The following is an 18554-nucleotide window of genomic DNA, read 5'->3' on the forward strand; positions in this document are numbered from 1 at the left end:
GTGCCTTTCGGATGTCCGGCCGTAGACCGGCCGCATGCCAGACTACCGAAGTGCTGCTTCCGGCGATCGACCCCTCGTCCCTCACTCTTCCCGTCTCGAGCGAGGAACTCGCCGTGCAGCGTCGGCGAGACCTCGCGGCCGCCCGCACCAACCGCGGGAGGATGATCGCGTTCGCGATCGGTCTCGGTGTGTTCGGCATCGGATTCCTCGCACTGACCGTGTACGGGATCGTCGCGGCGCAGGGCCCGGGGTGGGTGATCGCGTTCGCGGTGTTCGCGGCGTGGGCGGTGTTCGGGTCGATCGCGGTCGGCCGCCTCGCGCGCATGCCCGCGGCCACGGGCGAACCGGCCAAGGGCGAGGCCCGACTGCATCGGCTGGCGGAGCTGAACGGCCTCGTGTACGAGCCGAACGTCGAGCCGCGGCTGGCCGGCCCCCTCTTCGAGCGGCTCAGCGGGCGACGGCGCAACACGCGCTTCACGACGACGTCGGGGCGCACGGTCGAGGTCGGCAACCTGCTCTACCCGCAGGCGAGGGCCGGCATGTCGGTGTCCGTCACGATCCGCGCGGGCGGCGTGGCGAGCACGACGGCAGACGACGGGTCGTACTGGCGATACGTCGCCGTGCAGCTCGACGCGCCACTCCCCCACATGGTGCTCGAACCGCAGGGCCGACAGACGGATGCCGCGACCGAGGCCGCGACCGGACGACGCGCGTTCCCCGTCGACTTCGACGAAGACCAGCACCTGTCGCTCGAGGGCGACTTCGACCGGTACTTCAGCCTGTTCGTGCCGAAGGAGTACGAGCGCGACGCCCTCTACATCTTCACGCCCGACCTCATGGCGACGATGATCGACGAGGCGCCCGGCATGCACGTCGAGATCGTCGACGACTGGGTGATCTTCAGTCGCAACGGCCGCGCCGACTTCGGGTCGCCGTCGACGTGGTCGGCGATCGATCGCACCGTGAACCGTGCGGCATCCGAAATCGTCGAACGCGGCGGACGCTACCGCGACGAGCGCACGGCCGGTGGAACGCCGACGGCCGGCAGGGAGAGGGTGCTGCGCACCGTGGCCCCTGCCGGCCGTCGACTCGAGCGGTGAGCGTCAGCTCACGCCGAGCAGGTCGATCACGAAGATGAGGGTCTTGCCCGACAGCTGGTGGCCGCCGCCGGCAGGGCCGTAGGCCTGCTGCGGGGGCACGGTGAGCTTGCGACGGCCGCCGACCTTCATGCCGGGGATGCCCTCCTGCCAGCCGCTGATGAGCGCCTGGAGGGGGAAGTTGATCGACTGGCCACGACCCCACGAGGAGTCGAACTCCTCGCCGCTGTCGTACTCGACGCCGAGGTAATGCACGTCGACGGTCGAGCCGGGCTGCGCCTCCGCGCCGTCGCCGACGACGATGTCTTCGATCACCAGCTCGACGGGAGCCGGCCCCTCGGGAGCGTCGATCTCGGGCTTGCTGTTCGTATCGGTCATGGGTCAAGCCAAACAGGTTCGCGGCGCCGTCGCAATCGCGGACAAGCGTCCACCACCCTCTTGCGCTGACTGCGAACACGTTGCACTCTGGAGTCCTAGAACTCGCCGCCTGGTAGAGATGTCGGCAATGCCACACCACAGGGCGGCGAGTTTTTTCGTGCCCGGCGGGCGAGCGGATGCCTCAGCTCAGCAGGATCCGGCGGTCGACCACGACGGCGTCGAGCAGCGCCTGCTCGTCGGCGAACGTGCGCTCGCTCGCGAGCCCGGTGGCGATGCGCTGTCGGGTGAACGCGAGGTGCGTGGCATCCGTGATGAGCTGCTTCATCACACGGGTGCGAGCCGGGGTCTGCGCCTTCGCCCATGCCTTCGCCTGGCGCCGGCCGCCGGGCGTCGCGAGCATCTCGACCTCTGCCAGGCTGAACCAGCCGGCGGCGCCGTACTCCGCGAGCCGGTGCCGGGTGACGCGCACCTCCTGGCGGCGGAGGAGCACGGTGAGCACGATCGCGGCGATGAAGATCGGCACCTGCACGGTGAAGTAGAGCCCGATGGCGTCGTCGGCGAACGTGAGCGAACCGTTCCAGAGGGCGTGCAGCAGCACGGCACCGAGGAGGCCGAGCAGGAACCACCCGACGACGCCGGCTCCCCCACCGCGTCGGGCGCCGATGCCGATCGCGAGGCCGGTGCACGCCGTGAAGAGCACGTGCGCGAAGGGCGAGAACAGGCCGCGCACCACGAAGGTGGCACCCAGGGTCTCGGCGCCGCCCTCGGCGAGCGCGGCGCCGAAGTAGAGCACGTTCTCGGTGAATGCGAAACCGGCGGCGACGGTCGCCGCGTACACGAGCCCGTCGACCGGACCGTCGAAGTGCGATCGCGAGAAGGCGAAGATGAGCAGCACGCCGAGGCCCTTCGCGAGTTCCTCGACGAAGGGCGCCTGCACGACCGCCTGCAGCGCCTCGTCGGGTGCCCCGCCGGGCTCGGCGAACGCGAGGGCGAGCTGCACCCCGAGGTCGACGACGAGCGCGATCGCGACCGAGACGGCGGCGCCCCAGAGGAAGGCGAACCAGAGCGCCCAGCGCGGCTCGGGCTCCCACCGGTCGACCCAGCGCACGGCGAGCAGCACGAGCGCGAGCGGCACGAGGGCGAGCACCGAGCCGATGAGGAGCGTCGGCACGCCGAGGCCGACGGCCAGATAGGCGACGACCAGGAGGCCGACGAAGGCGGCGACCACGATGCCGATGATCGCGAAGGCCAGTCCGCCGCTGCGGGCCTTCGGCGGCGCGGTCCAGATCGGCGGCGCGGGCGACGGGTTCTGGGCGGGTTCTGGGGCCACTGAGGTCACCGGGGCAGCCTACCGAGCAGCCGGTGCATTCGGTTCGAACATGACCCCGGGGTTCAGGATTCCGGTGGGGTCGAAGAGCGCCTTGATGCCGCGCTGCAGTTCGAAGGAGTCGTCGCCGAGCTCGTCGGCGAGCCAGCGGCGCTTCAGCACGCCGACGCCGTGCTCACCGGTGAGCGTGCCGCCGAGCGCGACCGCCGTGCGGAACATGTCGTCCGCGGCGGCCCACACATGCGCCGGCACCTCGTCACCCGTGAACACGAAGTTGGGGTGCAGGTTGCCGTCGCCGGCGTGCGCGATCGTCGGGATCTCGATGCCGTGGCGACGGCCGATCTCCTCGATCGCGCGGAACATCTCGGGCAGCCGCGAGCGCGGCACGGCGACGTCCTCGATGAGCACCTGGCCCGATGCGGCGAGCGCGGGGTGCATCGCCCGGCGGATGCCGAGGAGGCGGTCGCCCGTCGCGGCATCCGACGACAGGGTCACCCGGCCACCCGACTCGGTGAACAGGCGCGCGATCTCGGCCGCCTCGTCGGCGGCACCGGCGCCGTCGCTCTGCGAGAGGAGGAACGTCTCGGAGGGGGCCAGCGACTCGAGCGGGGTGCCGGCGAGCTCGGCCGCACCGAGGTACGCCGCGACCCGCGACAGCCCTGCGGCGTCGATGAGTTCGAGCACCGCCGGTCGCAGGCGGGCCGCGGTAACGCGAGCGGATGCCGCGGCGGCCGCCTCCACGTCGGGGAACACTGCCGCGACCGTGACGGTCTCACCGCGCGTGATCGGACGCAGCCGCACCGTCGCCTCGACGATGACGCCGAGGGTGCCCTCCGAGCCGGTGAAGAGCGCCGTGAGGTCGTAGCCCGTGACGCCCTTCACGGTGCGATGGCCGGTACGCAGGAGGCGACCGTCTGCGAGCACGACCGCGAGGCCGAGCACCGCTTCGCGGGTGACGCCGTACTTCGCGCAGAGGAGGCCGCCCGCGTTGGTCGCGATGTTGCCGCCGATCGAGGAGATCGCGCGGCTCGCGGGGTCGGGCGCGAACCAGAGTCCGCGCGAGGCGATGGCGTCGTTCAGGTCGCCGTTCAGCAGGCCGGGTTCGACGACGGCGAGCTCATCGGCCTCGGAGATCTCGAGCACCCGGTTCATGCGCGACAGGTCGAGCACGATGGCGCCGGGGCTCGCGATGGCTCCGCCGGCCAGGCCGGTGCCCGCGCCGCGCGGCACGACCGGCGTCGACGTCTCGTGGGCGATGCGCATGACGGCCTGCACCTCGGCGACGGATGCCGCGTGCACGACCGCGATCGGCGGGGTGGCGCTACGCCACCCCGAACGGTCTTCCCGAGTGGTCTCGAGATCGGCAGGTGCGGTGGAGACGGAGGCCCCGAGGGCGTCCTGCAGGAGGGTCACGACGGCGTGCGGCATCCCTCCACCATACGGCGCGCGCTCGTGTCCGATTTCCGCTGGTCGATGTCGTCGGCTCGTGCGAGGCTGGTGTCATGACGAGCACCGCGACCACCCGCCGCCACCTGCACGGCGACCCGCTCGACGACCCGGAGTTCGCCGAGCGGTACCGCGCGATGCAGGCGCGCGACGCCCGCTTCGACGGGCAGTTCATCACCGGAGTGCACTCGACGGGCATCTACTGCCGGCCGAGCTGCCCGGCGGTCGCGCCGAAGGCGTCGAACGTCAGCTTCTACCTCACCGCGGCCGCCGCGCACGAAGCGGGCCTCCGGGCGTGCAAGCGATGCCTTCCCGACGCGGTGCCCGGCTCGCCCCAGTGGGACCTGCGCGACGACCTCGCCGCCCGAGCCATGCGCCTCATCGCCGACGGCGTCGTCGAGCGCGAGGGCGTGCCGGGTCTCGCCCGCCGGCTCGGCTACACGCCGCGGCACGTCACGCGGGTGCTCACCGGCGAGCTCGGCGCGGGCCCGCTCGCGCTGGCGCGCGCGCATCGGGCGCAGACCGCGCGGGCGCTGCTCACCTCGACGACGCTGCCCGCCGCCGACGTGGCCTTCGCCTCGGGGTTCGGCAGCATCCGCCAGTTCAACGACACCATCCGCGAGGTCTACGAGCGCAGCCCGCTCGAGCTCCGCGCCACGGCGCGGATGCGCGAGCGACGACCGGTCGCGGCCGATCCGGCGCGGCGCCCCGGGCAGGGCTCGATGCCCGGTTCCCTGCCCGGCTCGGCATCCGACTCGGTGCCCGACCTGGCCCTCGACGGCGGCGTCGTGCGGCTGAGGCTGCCGGCTCGGCCGCCCTTCGACGCGGCCGGCGTCTTCGACTGGCTCGCGGCTCGAGCACTCGACGGCGTCGAGCTGGCCACCGCCGACCGCTACGAACGCACCCTCGGCCTGCCCGGCGGCCCGGCCGCCGTCGCCTTCACCGCATCGGGCGACGCCGCGGCGCCCGGCATCGACGTCGAGGCGCGCCTCGCGACCCTCGCCGACCTGCCGCCGCTCGTCGCACGGGTGCGCCGGCTCTTCGACCTCGACGCCGACGCGGTGGCGATCGACGCGGCCCTCTCACGAGACCCGGCGCTCGCGGCATCCGTCGCCGAGACCCCCGGCATCCGCGTGCCCGGATGCCTCGATCCCCACGAACTCGTCGTCCGCGCGCTCATCGGGCAGCAGGTCTCGGTGAAGGCGGCACGCACGGCCCTCGCGAGACTCGCCGACGAGCTCGGCGAGCGCGTGGCCGGGCACGCCGAAGGTGCACCGTCGACGCTCTTCCCGACCGCCGCGGCGATCGCCGAGCACGGCCACACGGTGCTGCGGGGTCCGGCTGCGCGCGTGCGTACCATCATCGACGTCGCGACCCGGCTCGAGACGAGGTCGCTCGTCGTCGCCTCGGAGCGCGAACGCGATGAACTGCAGGCCGATCTCCTGGCGGTGCCCGGCATCGGCCCGTGGACGGCCGGCTACGTCGCGATGCGCGTGACTCGCGCACCTGACGTGCTGCTCACGGGCGATCTCGCGCTGCGGAACGGGGCAGAACGGCTCGGGCTGCCCTCGACGGCGGGCGACCTCGCCGCCGTCGGAACCCGGTGGGCGCCGTGGCGCAGCTACGCGTCGATGCACCTGTGGCGCGCCGCCGCCACAAAGATCTGATGTCTGCGCTCGTTCCGGCGTCGGCACGCGATACGATCGCGGCATGGCCGTCACCGACGAAGCGATTCTGCACATCAAAGAGATGATCATCTCGGGTGAACTCGCCCCCGGTGATCGGCTTCCTCCCGAGAAGGAGCTGAGCGACCGGCTCGGCCTGTCCCGCTCCTCGCTCCGCGAGGCAGTGAAGGCGCTCGAAGTGATCCGCGTGCTCGACGTCCGGCGCGGCGACGGCACCTACGTCACGAGCCTCGAACCCCGCCTGCTCCTCGAGGCGATGTCGTTCGTCGTCGACCTGCACGACGACCAGTCGGTGCTCGAGATCTTCGCGGTCCGGCGCATCCTCGAGCCGGCCGCGACGGCGCTCGCCACGCGCAACGCCGACGCCGACGACGTCACGCAGCTGCGCGGGATCGTCGACAGCATCGACCACGCGGCGGGGGTCGAGGCGCTCGTCGAGCACGACCTCGAGTTCCACCGCGCCATCGCCGAAGCTGCGGGCAACACCTACCTCGCGAGCCTCATCGACTCGCTCTCGAGCCACACGGTCCGCGCACGCATCTGGCGCGGCATCACGCAGGAGAACGCGGTCGAGCGCACGCTCTCCGAACACCACGCGATCCTCGACGCGATCGAGGCCGGCGATGCCGACCTCGCCTCCGCGCTCACGGTGGTGCACGTGAGCGGCGTCGAACAGTGGCTGCGCTCCGCGCTCTGAACGGCCCGCGGCCCGTGCCCTCCCCACCGGGCACGACAACGGGGGCGCCGGTCGAAACCGACGCCCCCGCGACATCCGCGGCCTACTCGTAGAGGACGGCCTGGATCTCCTCGTCGTCGATGTTCGTGGCGTCGTACCAGTAGAAGCCCGTGTCGATCGTCTTCGGCAGTGTCTTGCCGTCGAGCGCCTCGACGGCGGCCTTCACCGTCTCGTAGCCGATGCCGACCGGGTTCTGCGTGATCGCACCGGCCATGAGGCCGTCGCGGATCGCGTCCATCTGCGCCTTGCCCGAGTCGAAGCCGATCACGGTCAGCGTCGAGGAGTCGAGGCCGAGCTCCTTGACCGCCTGCACGACGCCGATGGCCGAGCCCTCGTTCGAGCCGTAGATGCCCTTGAGGTCGGGGTTGGCCGCGAGGATCGCCTTGGCGAGGTCGGCGGACTTCGCCTGGTCGCCGCCGCCGTACTGGATGTCGACGATCTCGATGTTCGGCTCGTTCTCCTCCATGTAGTCGACGAAGCCGTCGCGACGCTCCTGGCCGGTGACCGAGGTCTGGTCGTGCACGACGAGGGCGACCTTGCCCTCGTGGCCGATCGCGTCGGCCATGTGCTTGGCTGCCTCGGCGGCCGCGGCGAGGTTGTCGGTCGCGGCGGTCGTCAGCGGGATGTCGCTGTCGACGCCCGAGTCGAACGCGATGACCGGGATGTTCGAGTCCTTCGCCTGCTGCAGCAGCGGGCCGGCCGCCTGGCTGTCGAGGGCCGCGAAGCCGATGGCATCGGGGCTCTTGTCGAGCGCGGTCTGCAGCTGCTGGATCTGCTGGTCCACGTCGGCCTCGGTGTCGGGGCCTTCGAAGGTGATCTCGACGTCGAACTCCTCGGCGGCCTGTTCGGCGCCGGACTTCACGGCCTGCCAGAACTGGTGCTGGAAGCCCTTCGAGACGAGCGCGACGTACGGCTTGTCGCCGTCCCCTTCGCCGGAGGCCGAACCGCCGCCGTCGCTGGCGCAACCCGAGAACACGAGGGCTGCGGCAACGGCGCCGACGATGACGCCCATCGTTCGCTTCTTGAACATGTCACTCCTTGATGTGTGGGTATTCGTGATGGTGCAGATGGTGCAGATGGTGCGGGATGAAGCCGGAACGACGTCAGGTCAGGACCGCCGACGTCGCAGCATGTCGAGGTACACCGCGACGAGGATGACGATGCCGACCGCGACCGACTGCCATTCCTGCGGGACGGAGATGATGCGCAGGCCGTTCGTGAGCACGGCCATGATGAGGGCGCCGATCACGGTGCCGATGATCGAGCCCTTGCCACCCTGCAGCGACGTGCCGCCGATCACCACGGCCGCGATGGCCTCGAGCTCGAGGCCCATGCCGCCGGTCGGCTGCGCCGAGGAGAGGCGCGAGGCGCTCAGCACGCCCGCGAGACCGACGAAGAGGCCGGCGAGCGTGTAGACGATGATCTTCCAGCGACGCACGTTGACGCCCGACAGGGCGGTCGCCGCCTCGTTCGACCCGATCGAGAAGGTGTAGCGGCCGACGATCGTCTTCGAGAGCAGCACCGCCGCGATCACGATCATGACGATGAAGATCGCGACCCCGAGCGGGAAGCGGATGCCAGGGACGATCGACAGGTTCATGATCGACTGGAATTCGGGGGTCTCGTTGAAGTAGATCGGCTTCGTGCCCGAGATCACGAGCGAGAGGCCGGCGGCGATCAGCATCATGCCGAGCGTCGCGATGAACGGCGGGATGCCGAGCACCGAGACGTTCACGCCGTTGATCAGGCCGATGAGACCGCCGAACAGGATCGTCGCCGCGACGCCCGCCCAGAGCGGCCACCCGAGGTAGGTGAGGAACACGCCCGCCATGACCCCGCAGAGCACCATGCCGGTGCCGATCGAGAGGTCGATGCCGCCCGTGATGATCACGAAGGTCGTGCCGAGCGCCAGGATTCCCGTGACGGTGGCTGCCGTGAGGATCGACACGAGGTTGTTCGCCGTGAAGAAGTGGGGACTCGCGAACGAGAAGACCGCGACGATCACGATGAGGCTCGCGAAGGCGAGGAGCTGCTGGAGCGAGCCGCGCAGCCAGGCGAATCGAGGCGCCCCCGCCTCGACGGCGGCGAAGGCCGTCGTCGACGGGGTCGGTGCTGACGGTTGCGTCGTCGTCGGGCTCATCGTGCGATCGTTCCTTCGCTGGTGAATCGGGTGGCGTAGTCCATGAGGTTCTCCTGAGTGGCCTCGGCGTTGTCGAGCACCGCCGTGAGGCGCCCCTCGGCCATGACGGCGATCCGGTCGGAGAGCCGGAGCACCTCGGGCAGTTCGGAGGAGATCATGATGATCGCCTTGCCCTGGTCGGCGAGCTGGCGCAGGAGGGCGTAGATCTCCTCCTTCGCACCGACGTCGATGCCGCGGGTGGGTTCGTCGAAGATCAGCACCTCGCAGTCCTTCGCGAGCCACTTCGCGATGACGACCTTCTGCTGGTTGCCGCCCGAGAGGTTCTTCACCAGCTGCGCGGTCGACGGGGTCTTGATGCGGAGCTTGTCGACGTACTCGCGACCGGTCGCCTCGATGCGCGAACCGCTCACGAACCCGAGGCCCGAGACGTAGTCGCGGAGCGAGGCGAGCACGATGTTCTCCCGAACGCTGCGTTCGAGCAGCACGCCGAGTTGCTTGCGGTCCTCCGAGAGGTAGCCGATGCCGTGGCGCGCGGCCTCCGCCGGGTTCGCGATCTTCACCGGGCGCCCGTGCAGGCGGATCTCCCCCGCTTCCGTGCGGTCGGCGCCGACGATGGCGCGGGCGACCTCGGTGCGGCCGGCACCCATGAGCCCGGCGAAGCCGAGGATCTCACCGGCGTGCACGTCGAAGCTGACGTCGCGCAGCAGGTGCTTCGTGGAGAGGCCGCTCACCGAGAGCACGGGGTCGCCGGTCGTGGTCGCCGCCGGTGGCCGCTGCTCGCCGACGATCTCGCGGCCGACCATGAGGGAGATGATCTCCTTCGGTTCGGTCTCCGCGGTCACCCGGGTGCCGATGTAGCGCCCGTCGCGCAGCACGCTGATGCGGTCGGAGATGCGCGCGAGCTCCTCCATGCGGTGCGAGATGTAGATGACGCCGGTCTCGGGCGTGCGGAACCGCTGGATCAGCTCGAAGAGCACGTCGACCTCGGCGTCGTTCAGCGCCGCCGTCGGCTCGTCCATGATGAGCACCTTGGCATCGAACGAGAGGGCCTTGGCGATCTCGACCATCTGCTGGCGCGCCACGGTCAGTCGTTCGACCGGCTCAGCGGGGTCGAGCGCGAGCCCGAGCCGGTCGAAGAGGTCCTGCGCCCTGCGGTTGAGCGCGCGTTCGTCGAGGAACAGGCCGCCGGCCCGGTGCTCGCGGCCGATGAAGATATTCTGCGCGACCGTCAGGTCGGGCATCAGGTTGAACTCCTGGTGGATGATCGAGATGCCGAGCTCCTGCGCATGACGCGGGCCCTCGATCGTGAGCTCCCGGCCGTTGAGCCGGAAGGTGCCGGCGTCGGGCGTGTAGATGCCGGCGAGCAGTTTCATGAGCGTCGACTTGCCTGCGCCGTTCTCGCCGACGAGGGCGAGCACCTCGCCGTGCCTGAGGTCGAGTCGAACGTCGTCGAGGGCCTGCACGCCCGGGAATCCCTTGCTCACGCCCTTGACGTCGAGGAGCGGAGCCGTCGTGACCGTCGCGTCGTCCATCATGCCGCCCCGGTCGGCGTGTACTCGTTCACGACGCCCTTGCGGAGGACGAGGTTGCCGTAGGGCCTCAGCTCCCCGGTGCGCACGATGAGCTGCGCGGCGATGGCCCGGTCGTAGAACGCGAAGCGCTCGAGCTCCTCGACGCGGTCGGCCGTGGTCTCGGCCGCCGCGACGAGTTCGTGCTGCACGGGCAGCCGCTCACCGCCCTCGGCGGCCATGAGCAGCACCGAGGCGCCCTCGTAGGAGTCGAGCGGCAGGACGGTGCGGATGGCGCGGACGACGTCGGCGGCCGCGAGCGCGGAGGCCTCGAGGACCAGTGCCCCGACGCGATGCGCGGGGAAGTTCGCGTCGGCGACGACGAGTTCGTCGCCGTGACCGAGCCGATCGAGTGCGGCGAGCAACTCGCCTCCGAGGATCGGGTGGATACCACTCAGCACGTGCGCCTCTCTTCCTTGAGATTTCGGGATGAGTGTACTACTCATCCGATGTTTCGACGGGTCTTCACCCGATTATGTGGTGTTCCTGTGGGTTTCCGCGTAAAACATCAGATTATTCGGGCGGAGTAGACGCGTTCCGCCGTGCCGCCGAGCACCGCGTCACGCTCGTCGGGAGCGAGCGCCTCGAGGCATCCGCTCAGGACCGCCCAGGTGGGCGGGTAGCCGCCGTGCGGCACCGACATCGGCCAGTCGCCGCCGTACATCAACCGGTCGGGGCCGAAGGCGTCGAGCGCGATCTCCCAGAGCGGCTGCACGGTCGCCGCGCCGAACGCGACGCCCGGCAGGTGCAGACCCGAGAACTTCGCGACCGTGTTCGGCAGCGCCGCGACCGCCTCGAACTCGCTGCGCCAGGCGCCGAAGTCGTCGCGGCCGAGGGGCGGCTTGCCGAGGTGGTCGACCACGACGGTCAGCTCGGGCAGGTCGTGCGCGAGCGCACGCGTAGCACCGAGGTGCCGCGGCCACGCGTCGGGGATATCGAAGGTCATGCCGCGCCGGGCGAGCTCGGCGAGCGAGGCCCGCACCTCGGGCAGCTCGAGGAAGTCGTCGCGCGGGTCGCCGTGCACGAGGTGCCGGATGCCCCGGAGCGCCGCCTCCCCCTCGAGCGCGTCGAGCGCGGCGAACGCCGCGGCGCGGTCGTCGAGCGGAACCCAGCCGACGACCCCCTCCACCCAGTCGTTGGCCGCGGCCACGTCGAGCATGAAGCGGGTGTCGGCGAGCGAGTCCTCCGCCTGCACGAGGATCGCGGCGTCGATGCCGGCCGCGTCGAGTTCGGCCCGCGCCTGCTCGGCGCCGAAGTCCGCGTCGAGCGGCCCGAGCTCGGGTGTGATCCACGCGTACTCGCTCACGCTGCGATCCCACAGGTGCAGGTGCGCGTCGATCGTGCGGGCGGCGGCGGTCACGGGATCAGCCCTTCGTCGCGCAACCGGGCCCACAGGGCGTCGGGGACCGCAGCGTGTGCCCGGGCCGCGTTCTCGACGATCTCCGCCGGTCGGGCCGAACCCACGACGACCGATCGCACGGCCGGATGCCGCAGGGGGTACTGCATGGCCGCGATGGGCAGATCGACGCCCGCTTCGCGGCACACCTCGGCGAGCCGCATGGCATGCGCCAGCACCTCGGGCGGCACCGTGCCGTAGTTGTACCGCCCGCTCGCGCCCGGCGTCGCAGTCGACAGCAGGCCCGAGTTGTAGACGGCCGCGGCGACCACGCCGACGCCGCGCCGCTCGCAGAGCGGGAGCAGCTCGGCGAGCGCCGGCTGCTCGAGCAGGGTGTACCGCCCGGCGATCATCACGAGGTCGAGGTCGCCCTCCGCCACGGCGCGCGCCGCGGCATCCGCCGAGTTGGTGCCGATGCCGACGGCGCCGACGACGCCCTCGTCGCGGAGTCTCGCGAGGGCCGGGAGTCCTTCGCGAAGACCACGGTCGAGGTCGTAGGAATCGGGGTCGTGCAGGAAGGCGACGTCGATGCGATCGAGGCCGAGGCGTTCGAGCGAGTCGTCGATGCTCCGCCGCACACCGTCTTCGCTGGGGTCGAAGCGCCGCACCGTCTCGTCGGGCACGTCGAAACCGTGCTCGAGGTCGCGCCCACCGGCGAAGTCGGGGTTCGGGTCGAGTACCCGGCCGACCTTCGTCGAGACGACGAACTCGTCGCGAGGCTTCGCGGCGAGGAACGCCCCGAGTCGTCGCTCGCTGAGTCCGAGGCCGTAGTGCGGTGCGGTGTCGAAGTATCGGATGCCGCTCTCCCACGCCGTATCGAGGGCGGCGAACGCGTCCTCGTCGCTCACCTCGCGATAGAGGTTGCCGACGGACGCCGCGCCGTAACCGAGCGGCCCGAGCCGCTCGGACGAGGTGACGTCGGCGGTCATGCGCGGGCCTCGCTCACGACATGGGCGCCGCGCCACGTGTACTCGTCGACGGATGCCGCGAGCATCTCGGTGCCGGCACCCGGCGCCGTCGGCGTGAGGTAGCGGCCGCGGCGCACGACGGCGGGGGTGACGAAGTGCTCGTGGAGGTGGTCGACGAATTCGATCATGCGTCCCTCCATCGTGCCCGAGAGCGCCACGTAGTCGAACATCGAGAGGTGCTGCACGGCCTCGCAAAGCCCGACGCCGCCGGCGTGGGGGCAGACCGGCACGCCGAACTTCGCGGCGAGCAGCAGGTTCGCGATGTTCTCGTTGACGCCGCCGACGCGCGTCGCGTCGATCTGCATGACGTCCATGCCGCCGGCCTGGAGCAGCTGCTTGAACACGATGCGGTTCTGCACGTGCTCGCCGGTCGCGACCTTGATCGGCGCGATGCCGCGCGCGATGGCGGCGTGGCCGAGGATGTCGTCGGGGCTCGTGGGCTCCTCGATCCACTCGACGTCGAACCCGGCGAGGGCGCGCACCCATTCGATGGCCGTGTCGACGTCCCACCGCTGGTTCGCGTCGATCGCGATCGGGTAGCCCTCTCCGACGGCGGCACGGGCGATGCCGAGCCGGCGTATGTCGTCGGCGAGGTCGGCTCCGACCTTCAGCTTGATCTGCGGATAGCCGTCGGCGACGGCCTCGCGGCAGAGTCGGTCGAGCTTCTCATCGGAGTAGCCGAGCCAGCCCGGCGTCGTCGTGTAGGCGGGGTAGCCGACCTCGAGCAGGTGCGCGGTGCGCTCGGCCCGGCCGGGCTCTGCGGCGCGGAGCAGCTCGAGCGCCTCGCCCGGAGTGATCGCGTCGCTGAGGTAGCGGAAGTCGACGAGCTCGACGAGTTGCTCGGGCGGGAGCTCGGCGAGCAGGCGCCAGAGCGGCAGGCCTGCGCGCTTGGCCTTGAGGTCCCAGAGCGCGTTGATCGCCGCACCGATCGCCATGTGCATGACGCCCTTCTCGGGTCCGAGCCAGCGCAGCTGCGAGTCGTGGGTGAGCAGTCGCCACGCGGCGCCCATGTCGTCGAGCAGTGCCTCGACGTCCTGGCCGATCAGATGTCCGCGGAGCGCGTCGAGCGCCGCGACCTCGACGTCGTTGCCACGTCCGATCGTGAAGACGAAGGCGTGGCCCTCGAACCCGTCAGCGGCATCCGTGCGGATGGTGAGATAGGCCGCCGAGTAGTCGGGGTCCGGGTTCATCGCGTCCGACCCGTCGAGTTCGAGGGAGGTCGGGAAGCGGATGTCCCGGGTTTCAACACTGGCGATGATGCTCATGGCGTCCTTTCGTGGCGAACCCGAGCATAAACATCGGATGTCTCGTCTGTCAATCCTCCGAACTTGTGCGAGAATCTCGGAGAACCGGCCAGTGCATCACCGAGAGTTCTGATGTTCACTCAGCGCCACGATGGAGAGGACCAGCAAATGAGATTCGCCCGGCTCGGCAACGTCGGCACCGAGATCCCCGTCGTCATCGACGGCGAGCGCACGCTCGACCTGCGCACGATCACCACGGACATCGACGGCGCCTTCCTGAGCGGCGACGGCATCGAGCGCGCTCGCGCAGCGGTGGCCACCGGCGGACTCCCCGAGCTGACCGACGCCGCGAGCCTCCGCATCGGCGCACCCATCACGCGCCCGTCGGCCGTCTACTGCATCGGCATGAACTACGCCGCGCACGCCGCCGAGTCCGGATCCGAACCGCCCGAGCGGATCGTCATGTTCATGAAGTCCCCGAACACCGTCGTCGGCCCGTTCGACGACGTCGCGATCCCCCGCGGCAGCGAGAAGACCGACTGGGAGGTCGAGCTCGGCATCGTCATCGGTCGCCGCGCGAGCTACCTCGACTCCCCCGCCGACGCCCGCGCGCACATCGCCGGCTTCGTGATGGCCAACGACCTCTCCGAGCGGGACTGGCAGATCGCCGTCTCCGGCGGTCAGTGGTCGAAGGGCAAGAGCGCACCCGGCTTCTGTCCGACCGGCCCCTGGCTCGCGACGGACGACGAGCTGAACGCCGACGACGTGCGCCTGCGCAGCTTCGTCAACGGCCAGCCGCGCCAGGACTCGCGCACGAGCGACCTCATCTTCGACATCGACACGATCGTCTGGACGCTCAGCCAGTACCTCGCCCTCGAACCCGGAGACCTCGTGCTCACGGGCACGCCGGAGGGCGTCGCCCTCTCGGGGCGCTTCCCCTACCTCGCCGCCGGCGACGTCGTCGAACTCGACATCGACGGCCTCGGCCGCCAGCGCCAGCAGTACGTCTCCGCCTGACCTTGATCGACACAGCCCGGAAGGACCTCCACACATGAGCAACGAATTCACCGGATTGGTCGCGATCGTCACCGGCGGCGCGTCCGGCATCGGCGCCGCGATCGCCGCGCGCCTGCAGCAGGGCGGCGCCCGCGTCGCCGTCTTCGACCTGCAGCCGGATGCCGCGGCGCACGCCGACCTGGCGATCGCCGTCGACGTGGCCGACGACGCGAGCGTGCGAGCGGGTGTCGACCGTGTCGCGGCCGAACTCGGCCGCATCGACATCGTCGTCAACAACGCCGGCATCGGCGCGCAGGGCACGATCGAGTCGAACTCCGACGAGGAGTGGCACCGGGTCTTCGACATCAACGTGCTCGGCATGATGCGAGTCGCCCGCGCGGCACTCCCTCACCTCCGCGACTCGCCTGCGGCATCGATCGTCAACACCGCCTCGATCGCGGCGACGGCGGGACTCCCCCAGCGCGCGCTCTACAGCGCGAGCAAGGGAGCGGTCGCCGCACTCACCCGCGCGATGGCCGCCGACCACCTGCGCGAGGGCATCAGGGTGAACGCCGTGAACCCGGGCACCGCCGACACCCCGTGGATCGGTCGCCTCATGGCCTCAGCCGACGACCCCGCCGCGGAGCGCGCCGCCCTCGAGGCACGACAGCCGCACGGCCGTCTCGTGACGGCCGACGAGGTCGCGGGCGCCGTCGCGTACCTCGCCAGCCCCGCCTCGGGGTCGACGACCGGCGTCGAGCTCGCGGTCGACGGCGGCATGCAGGAACTGCGCCTGCGCCCGGCGGGCAGCTGACGCGGCATCCGCTCGATTTTGTCGACGTGGCGGTGCATCCGACCGCGTTCGTTGTACATCGCGCACAGTCGGTCCGCCTCGTCGCCCGATAGCCTGAAGAGGTGAAGTTCGCGCACCTGAGAGTCGAAGGCCAGACGACACCTCGACTCGCGGCGGTGATCGCGGAATCCGCGCTCTTCCTCGACGAGTTCATGGAGCTGCCGCCGCGCGACCTGCAGGACCTCATCGAGCGCGGCCCCGAGGGGCTCGCCGAGGTGCGCGAGGTCGTCGACACGGCCGTCTCGCTCGGCGCCGAGCTGACGCAGGTTGCCGGGCTGCGGCACGCCTCCGCGGTGCTCCGACCCGCGCAGGTCATCGCGATCGGCGCCAACTACGCCGCCCACGCCTCCGAGCTGAAGCTGCGCTCCGAGACCGCGATGACGATCTTCTCGCTGTGGCCGAACTCCCTCACCGCGCACGGCGCGACGACGACCTGGCCCGAAGACCTCACGACGCAGGTCGACTACGAGGCCGAACTCGGCGTGATCATCGGGCGTCCAGCCCGCGGCGTGCACGTGCGCGACGCGCTCGACTACGTGTGGGGCTATACCGTCGTCAACGACATCACGGCCCGCGACATCCAGTTCAGCGAAGCGCAATGGTCGCGCTGCAAGTCGTTCGACGGCTTCACCCCGACCGGGCCGGTCGTCGTGACGGCCGACGAGATCCCCGATCCGCAGAACCTCTGGCTGACCACGAACCTCGACGGCAGCATCATGCAGGACGCCTCGACGAACGAGATGGTGCGTAGCGTCGCCGAGATCATCTCGCTGCTCTCGCGGTCGGCGACGATCCCCCCTGGCACCCTCATCTCCACCGGCAGCCCCGGCGGCGCGGGCTACTCCCGCAAGCCCCCGGTGTTCCTGCGCGACGGCTCGACCGTCACCGTCACCGTCGAGGGCATCGGCTCCTTGACGACGCACTGCCGGGTCGTCTGACCCTCGGGTGCCGCGGCCGCATGGCGACCGCGGCACCCGAGGCGGCCCTCATTCCGACGGCTCGCCCTGCAGGTCGATCAGCGGGATCGCCATCGTGATCGGGCGGATGCCCGAGAGCTTCGACGGCTGCAGCTGGGCCATGACGGCCTCACGGCTCATGAGCCCGGCTTCGACGACGAGGTCGGCGACCGGCCGGCCGGTCTTCAGCGCGAGCTTGGCGATGTTGGATGCCTCGGCGTAGCCGATGAACGGGATGAGGGCCGTGATGACGCCGACGCTCGAGGCCACCATCGCCTCGAGCCGCTCGATGTTCGCCGTGATGCCGTCGACGCAGTTGACCCGGAGCGTCCAGCACGCCTGACGCATCCAGGTGATCGACTGCAGCAGCGAGTGGGCGATGACCGGCTCGAAGGCGTTCAGCTGCAGCTGGCCGTTCTCGGCGGCCATCATGACCGTGACGTCCGCGCCGGCGACCGCATAGGCGACCTGGCTGACCGCCTCTGGGATGACCGGGTTGACCTTGCCGGGCATGATGCTCGAGCCCGCCTGCCGCGGCGGCAGGTTGATCTCGCCGAACCCGGCCTGCGGGCCCGAGGAGAGCAGGCGCAGGTCGTTGCAGATCTTCGAGAGCTTGATCGCGCTGCGCTTCAGCGCGCTCGAGAAGGTCATGAACACGCCGGTGTCGCTCGTCGCCTCGATGAGGTCGGGCGCCGACTCGAGCCGGAGCCCCGTGATCGCGCTGAGGTGGCGCACGGCGGCCGCCGCGTAGCCGGGGTCGGCCGTGATGCCGGTACCGATGGCGGTCGCACCGAGGTTCACCTCGGAGAGGAGCTTGATGGTCTCGCTGAGGCGCTCGTGGTCTTCGCCGAGGGTCGTCGAGAAGCTGTGGAACTCCTGGCCGAGGGTCATCGGCACGGCGTCCTGCAGCTGCGTGCGGCCGACCTTCAGCACCTCGTGGAACTCGTGACCCTTGCGGCCGAACGAGACGCGCAGCAGGTCGAGTTCGCGCAGCATCGTCGTGAGCGAGAACGTCATCGCGAGCTTGACGGCGGTGGGGTAGGTGTCGTTCGTCGACTGGCTGCGGTTGACGTCGTCGATCGGGTGCAGCACGTCGTAGCGGCCCTTGGGGTAGCCCGCGATCTCGAGCGCGAGGTTCGCGATGACCTCGTTCGCGTTCATGTTGGTCGAGGTGCCCGCGCCGCCCTGGATGACGCCGACCACGAACTGCTCGTGATGCTCGCCGTCGATGATGCGCTGGCAGGCCGCGTCGATCCATTCGGCCTTCTGCTCGGTGAGCACGCCGACCTCGCGGTTGGCCCGGGCCGCGGCCTGCTTGACCGAGGCGAGGGCGACGACGAGGTCGGGGTAGACCGAGATGGGTCGCTTGGAGATCGGGAAGTTCTCGAGTGCACGCATCGTGTGCACACCCCAGTAGGCGTCGGCGGGGACCTCCACCGAGCCGAGGGAGTCGGTCTCTGTGCGGGTCGGCGGCTGCGCACCGCTGCCGACGAGCGTCGGATCGGTATACGTGTCGTCGGGGGTCTCGGGCTCGTGCATCTCTTCCTCCACGGAGTCGTGCGCGAGTGGACGTCGAGGGTGTCGACGCCCCCGCAACCGGCTCCATCGCCTGGGGTCTGCGCGGGGTCGCCGCGCTCGTACTCGTCTTCGAGCCTATCGCCGCGGGATGCGCCAGACGAATGCGACGGAGGGCCCGGCCGATCAGGCCGGGCCCTTCGTCGTGCCGGCGACTCCACAGGAGGAGGAGCCGCGCGGCGGCGGCGG

General features: G+C 70.5%; 17 protein-coding genes. 6 read left to right on the forward strand and 11 right to left on the reverse strand.

The window, feature by feature from the left end; translation table 11 throughout:
* The first annotated feature begins 50 nt into the window (after positions 1 to 50).
* On the forward strand, positions 51 to 1100 hold the full coding sequence (locus tag ASE14_RS17415) for a hypothetical protein (RefSeq protein ID WP_056658137.1): 1050 nt from the start codon (positions 51 to 53) through the stop codon (positions 1098 to 1100).
* Between the two features lie 3 nt (positions 1101 to 1103).
* On the opposite strand, the gene ASE14_RS17420 is transcribed toward ASE14_RS17415, so the two are convergent.
* From ASE14_RS17420 to ASE14_RS17430, 3 genes are all read right to left on the reverse strand, one after another.
* On the reverse strand, positions 1104 to 1475 hold the full coding sequence (locus ASE14_RS17420; protein ID WP_056658140.1) for an FKBP-type peptidyl-prolyl cis-trans isomerase: 372 nt from the start codon (positions 1473 to 1475) through the stop codon (positions 1104 to 1106).
* 181 nt (positions 1476 to 1656) lie between these two features.
* Positions 1657 to 2814 carry a PrsW family intramembrane metalloprotease gene (locus ASE14_RS17425; protein ID WP_056658143.1) on the reverse strand — a complete coding sequence of 386 codons (1158 nt, stop codon included), beginning with the start codon at positions 2812 to 2814 and terminating at the stop codon, positions 1657 to 1659.
* A gap of 9 nt (positions 2815 to 2823) precedes the next feature.
* Positions 2824 to 4230 (reverse strand): FAD-binding oxidoreductase, encoded by a 1407-nt coding sequence (locus ASE14_RS17430; RefSeq protein ID WP_056658144.1) that lies wholly within the window; start codon positions 4228 to 4230, stop codon positions 2824 to 2826.
* 74 nt (positions 4231 to 4304) lie between these two features.
* Between ASE14_RS17430 and ASE14_RS17435 the strand changes: the two genes are divergently transcribed.
* Complete coding sequence (locus tag ASE14_RS17435) at positions 4305 to 5915, forward strand: AlkA N-terminal domain-containing protein (RefSeq protein WP_056658147.1); 1611 nt, start codon at positions 4305 to 4307, stop codon at positions 5913 to 5915.
* A gap of 43 nt (positions 5916 to 5958) precedes the next feature.
* Entirely contained in the window at positions 5959 to 6630 is a 672-nt protein-coding gene (locus tag ASE14_RS17440; RefSeq protein ID WP_056658150.1) for a FadR/GntR family transcriptional regulator, read from the forward strand.
* Between the two features lie 82 nt (positions 6631 to 6712).
* Here the strand turns inward: ASE14_RS17440 and ASE14_RS17445 are convergent, their stop codons facing one another.
* From ASE14_RS17445 to ASE14_RS17475, 7 genes are all read right to left on the reverse strand, one after another.
* On the reverse strand, positions 6713 to 7699 hold the full coding sequence (locus ASE14_RS17445; RefSeq protein ID WP_056658152.1) for an ABC transporter substrate-binding protein: 987 nt from the start codon (positions 7697 to 7699) through the stop codon (positions 6713 to 6715).
* 78 nt (positions 7700 to 7777) lie between these two features.
* Positions 7778 to 8809: an ABC transporter permease gene (locus tag ASE14_RS17450; RefSeq protein ID WP_082601021.1), complete on the reverse strand. Its 1032-nt coding sequence runs from the start codon at positions 8807 to 8809 to the stop codon at positions 7778 to 7780.
* Complete coding sequence (locus ASE14_RS17455) at positions 8806 to 10344, reverse strand: sugar ABC transporter ATP-binding protein (protein WP_157373074.1); 1539 nt, start codon at positions 10342 to 10344, stop codon at positions 8806 to 8808. Before ASE14_RS17455 ends, ASE14_RS17450 begins: the two co-directional genes overlap by 4 nt.
* Positions 10341 to 10778, reverse strand: coding sequence for an RbsD/FucU family protein (locus tag ASE14_RS17460; protein ID WP_056658158.1), 438 nt, complete (start codon positions 10776 to 10778; stop codon positions 10341 to 10343). The genes ASE14_RS17455 and ASE14_RS17460 overlap by 4 nt, the downstream gene beginning before the upstream one ends.
* A 107-nt stretch (positions 10779 to 10885) precedes the next feature.
* Entirely contained in the window at positions 10886 to 11737 is an 852-nt protein-coding gene (locus ASE14_RS17465; protein WP_157373075.1) for an amidohydrolase, read from the reverse strand.
* Positions 11734 to 12702 (reverse strand): aldo/keto reductase, encoded by a 969-nt coding sequence (locus ASE14_RS17470; RefSeq protein ID WP_056658161.1) that lies wholly within the window; start codon positions 12700 to 12702, stop codon positions 11734 to 11736. The genes ASE14_RS17465 and ASE14_RS17470 overlap by 4 nt, the downstream gene beginning before the upstream one ends.
* On the reverse strand, positions 12699 to 14006 hold the full coding sequence (locus tag ASE14_RS17475; RefSeq protein ID WP_056658164.1) for an L-fuconate dehydratase: 1308 nt from the start codon (positions 14004 to 14006) through the stop codon (positions 12699 to 12701). The genes ASE14_RS17470 and ASE14_RS17475 overlap by 4 nt, the downstream gene beginning before the upstream one ends.
* 147 nt (positions 14007 to 14153) lie before the next feature.
* Here ASE14_RS17475 and ASE14_RS17480 point away from each other — a divergent pair, with 147 nt between their 5' ends.
* From ASE14_RS17480 to ASE14_RS17490, 3 genes are all read left to right on the forward strand, one after another.
* Positions 14154 to 15002, forward strand: coding sequence for a fumarylacetoacetate hydrolase family protein (locus ASE14_RS17480; RefSeq protein WP_056658168.1), 849 nt, complete (start codon positions 14154 to 14156; stop codon positions 15000 to 15002).
* Between the two features lie 34 nt (positions 15003 to 15036).
* Positions 15037 to 15795 (forward strand): SDR family NAD(P)-dependent oxidoreductase, encoded by a 759-nt coding sequence (locus tag ASE14_RS17485; protein WP_056658172.1) that lies wholly within the window; start codon positions 15037 to 15039, stop codon positions 15793 to 15795.
* Between the two features lie 101 nt (positions 15796 to 15896).
* The gene (locus ASE14_RS17490) at positions 15897 to 16772 is read left to right on the forward strand and encodes a fumarylacetoacetate hydrolase family protein (RefSeq protein WP_056658175.1); all 876 of its coding nucleotides are present in this window, start codon (positions 15897 to 15899) and stop codon (positions 16770 to 16772) included.
* Between the two features lie 48 nt (positions 16773 to 16820).
* Here ASE14_RS17490 and ASE14_RS17495 read toward each other — a convergent pair whose 3' ends face one another.
* Complete coding sequence (locus tag ASE14_RS17495; RefSeq protein ID WP_082601092.1) at positions 16821 to 18329, reverse strand: aspartate ammonia-lyase; 1509 nt, start codon at positions 18327 to 18329, stop codon at positions 16821 to 16823.
* Positions 18330 to 18554 lie beyond the last annotated feature (225 nt).

Source organism: Agromyces sp. Root81 (assembly GCF_001429165.1).
GTDB lineage: Bacteria > Actinomycetota > Actinomycetes > Actinomycetales > Microbacteriaceae > Agromyces.

Coding starts and splice junctions, on each gene's coding strand:
- ASE14_RS17420 (WP_056658140.1), bottom strand. CDS start 1,475: ATGACCGATACGAACAGCAAGCCCGAGATCGACGCTCCCGAGGGGCCG.
- ASE14_RS17470 (WP_056658161.1), bottom strand. CDS start 12,702: ATGACCGCCGACGTCACCTCGTCCGAGCGGCTCGGGCCGCTCGGTTAC.
- ASE14_RS17455 (WP_157373074.1), bottom strand. CDS start 10,344: ATGATGGACGACGCGACGGTCACGACGGCTCCGCTCCTCGACGTCAAG.
- ASE14_RS17480 (WP_056658168.1), top strand. CDS start 14,154: ATGAGATTCGCCCGGCTCGGCAACGTCGGCACCGAGATCCCCGTCGTC.
- ASE14_RS17445 (WP_056658152.1), bottom strand. CDS start 7,699: ATGTTCAAGAAGCGAACGATGGGCGTCATCGTCGGCGCCGTTGCCGCA.
- ASE14_RS17485 (WP_056658172.1), top strand. CDS start 15,037: ATGAGCAACGAATTCACCGGATTGGTCGCGATCGTCACCGGCGGCGCG.
- ASE14_RS17435 (WP_056658147.1), top strand. CDS start 4,305: ATGACGAGCACCGCGACCACCCGCCGCCACCTGCACGGCGACCCGCTC.
- ASE14_RS17430 (WP_056658144.1), bottom strand. CDS start 4,230: ATGCCGCACGCCGTCGTGACCCTCCTGCAGGACGCCCTCGGGGCCTCC.
- ASE14_RS17475 (WP_056658164.1), bottom strand. CDS start 14,006: ATGAGCATCATCGCCAGTGTTGAAACCCGGGACATCCGCTTCCCGACC.
- ASE14_RS17440 (WP_056658150.1), top strand. CDS start 5,959: ATGGCCGTCACCGACGAAGCGATTCTGCACATCAAAGAGATGATCATC.
- ASE14_RS17450 (WP_082601021.1), bottom strand. CDS start 8,809: ATGAGCCCGACGACGACGCAACCGTCAGCACCGACCCCGTCGACGACG.
- ASE14_RS17495 (WP_082601092.1), bottom strand. CDS start 18,329: ATGCACGAGCCCGAGACCCCCGACGACACGTATACCGATCCGACGCTC.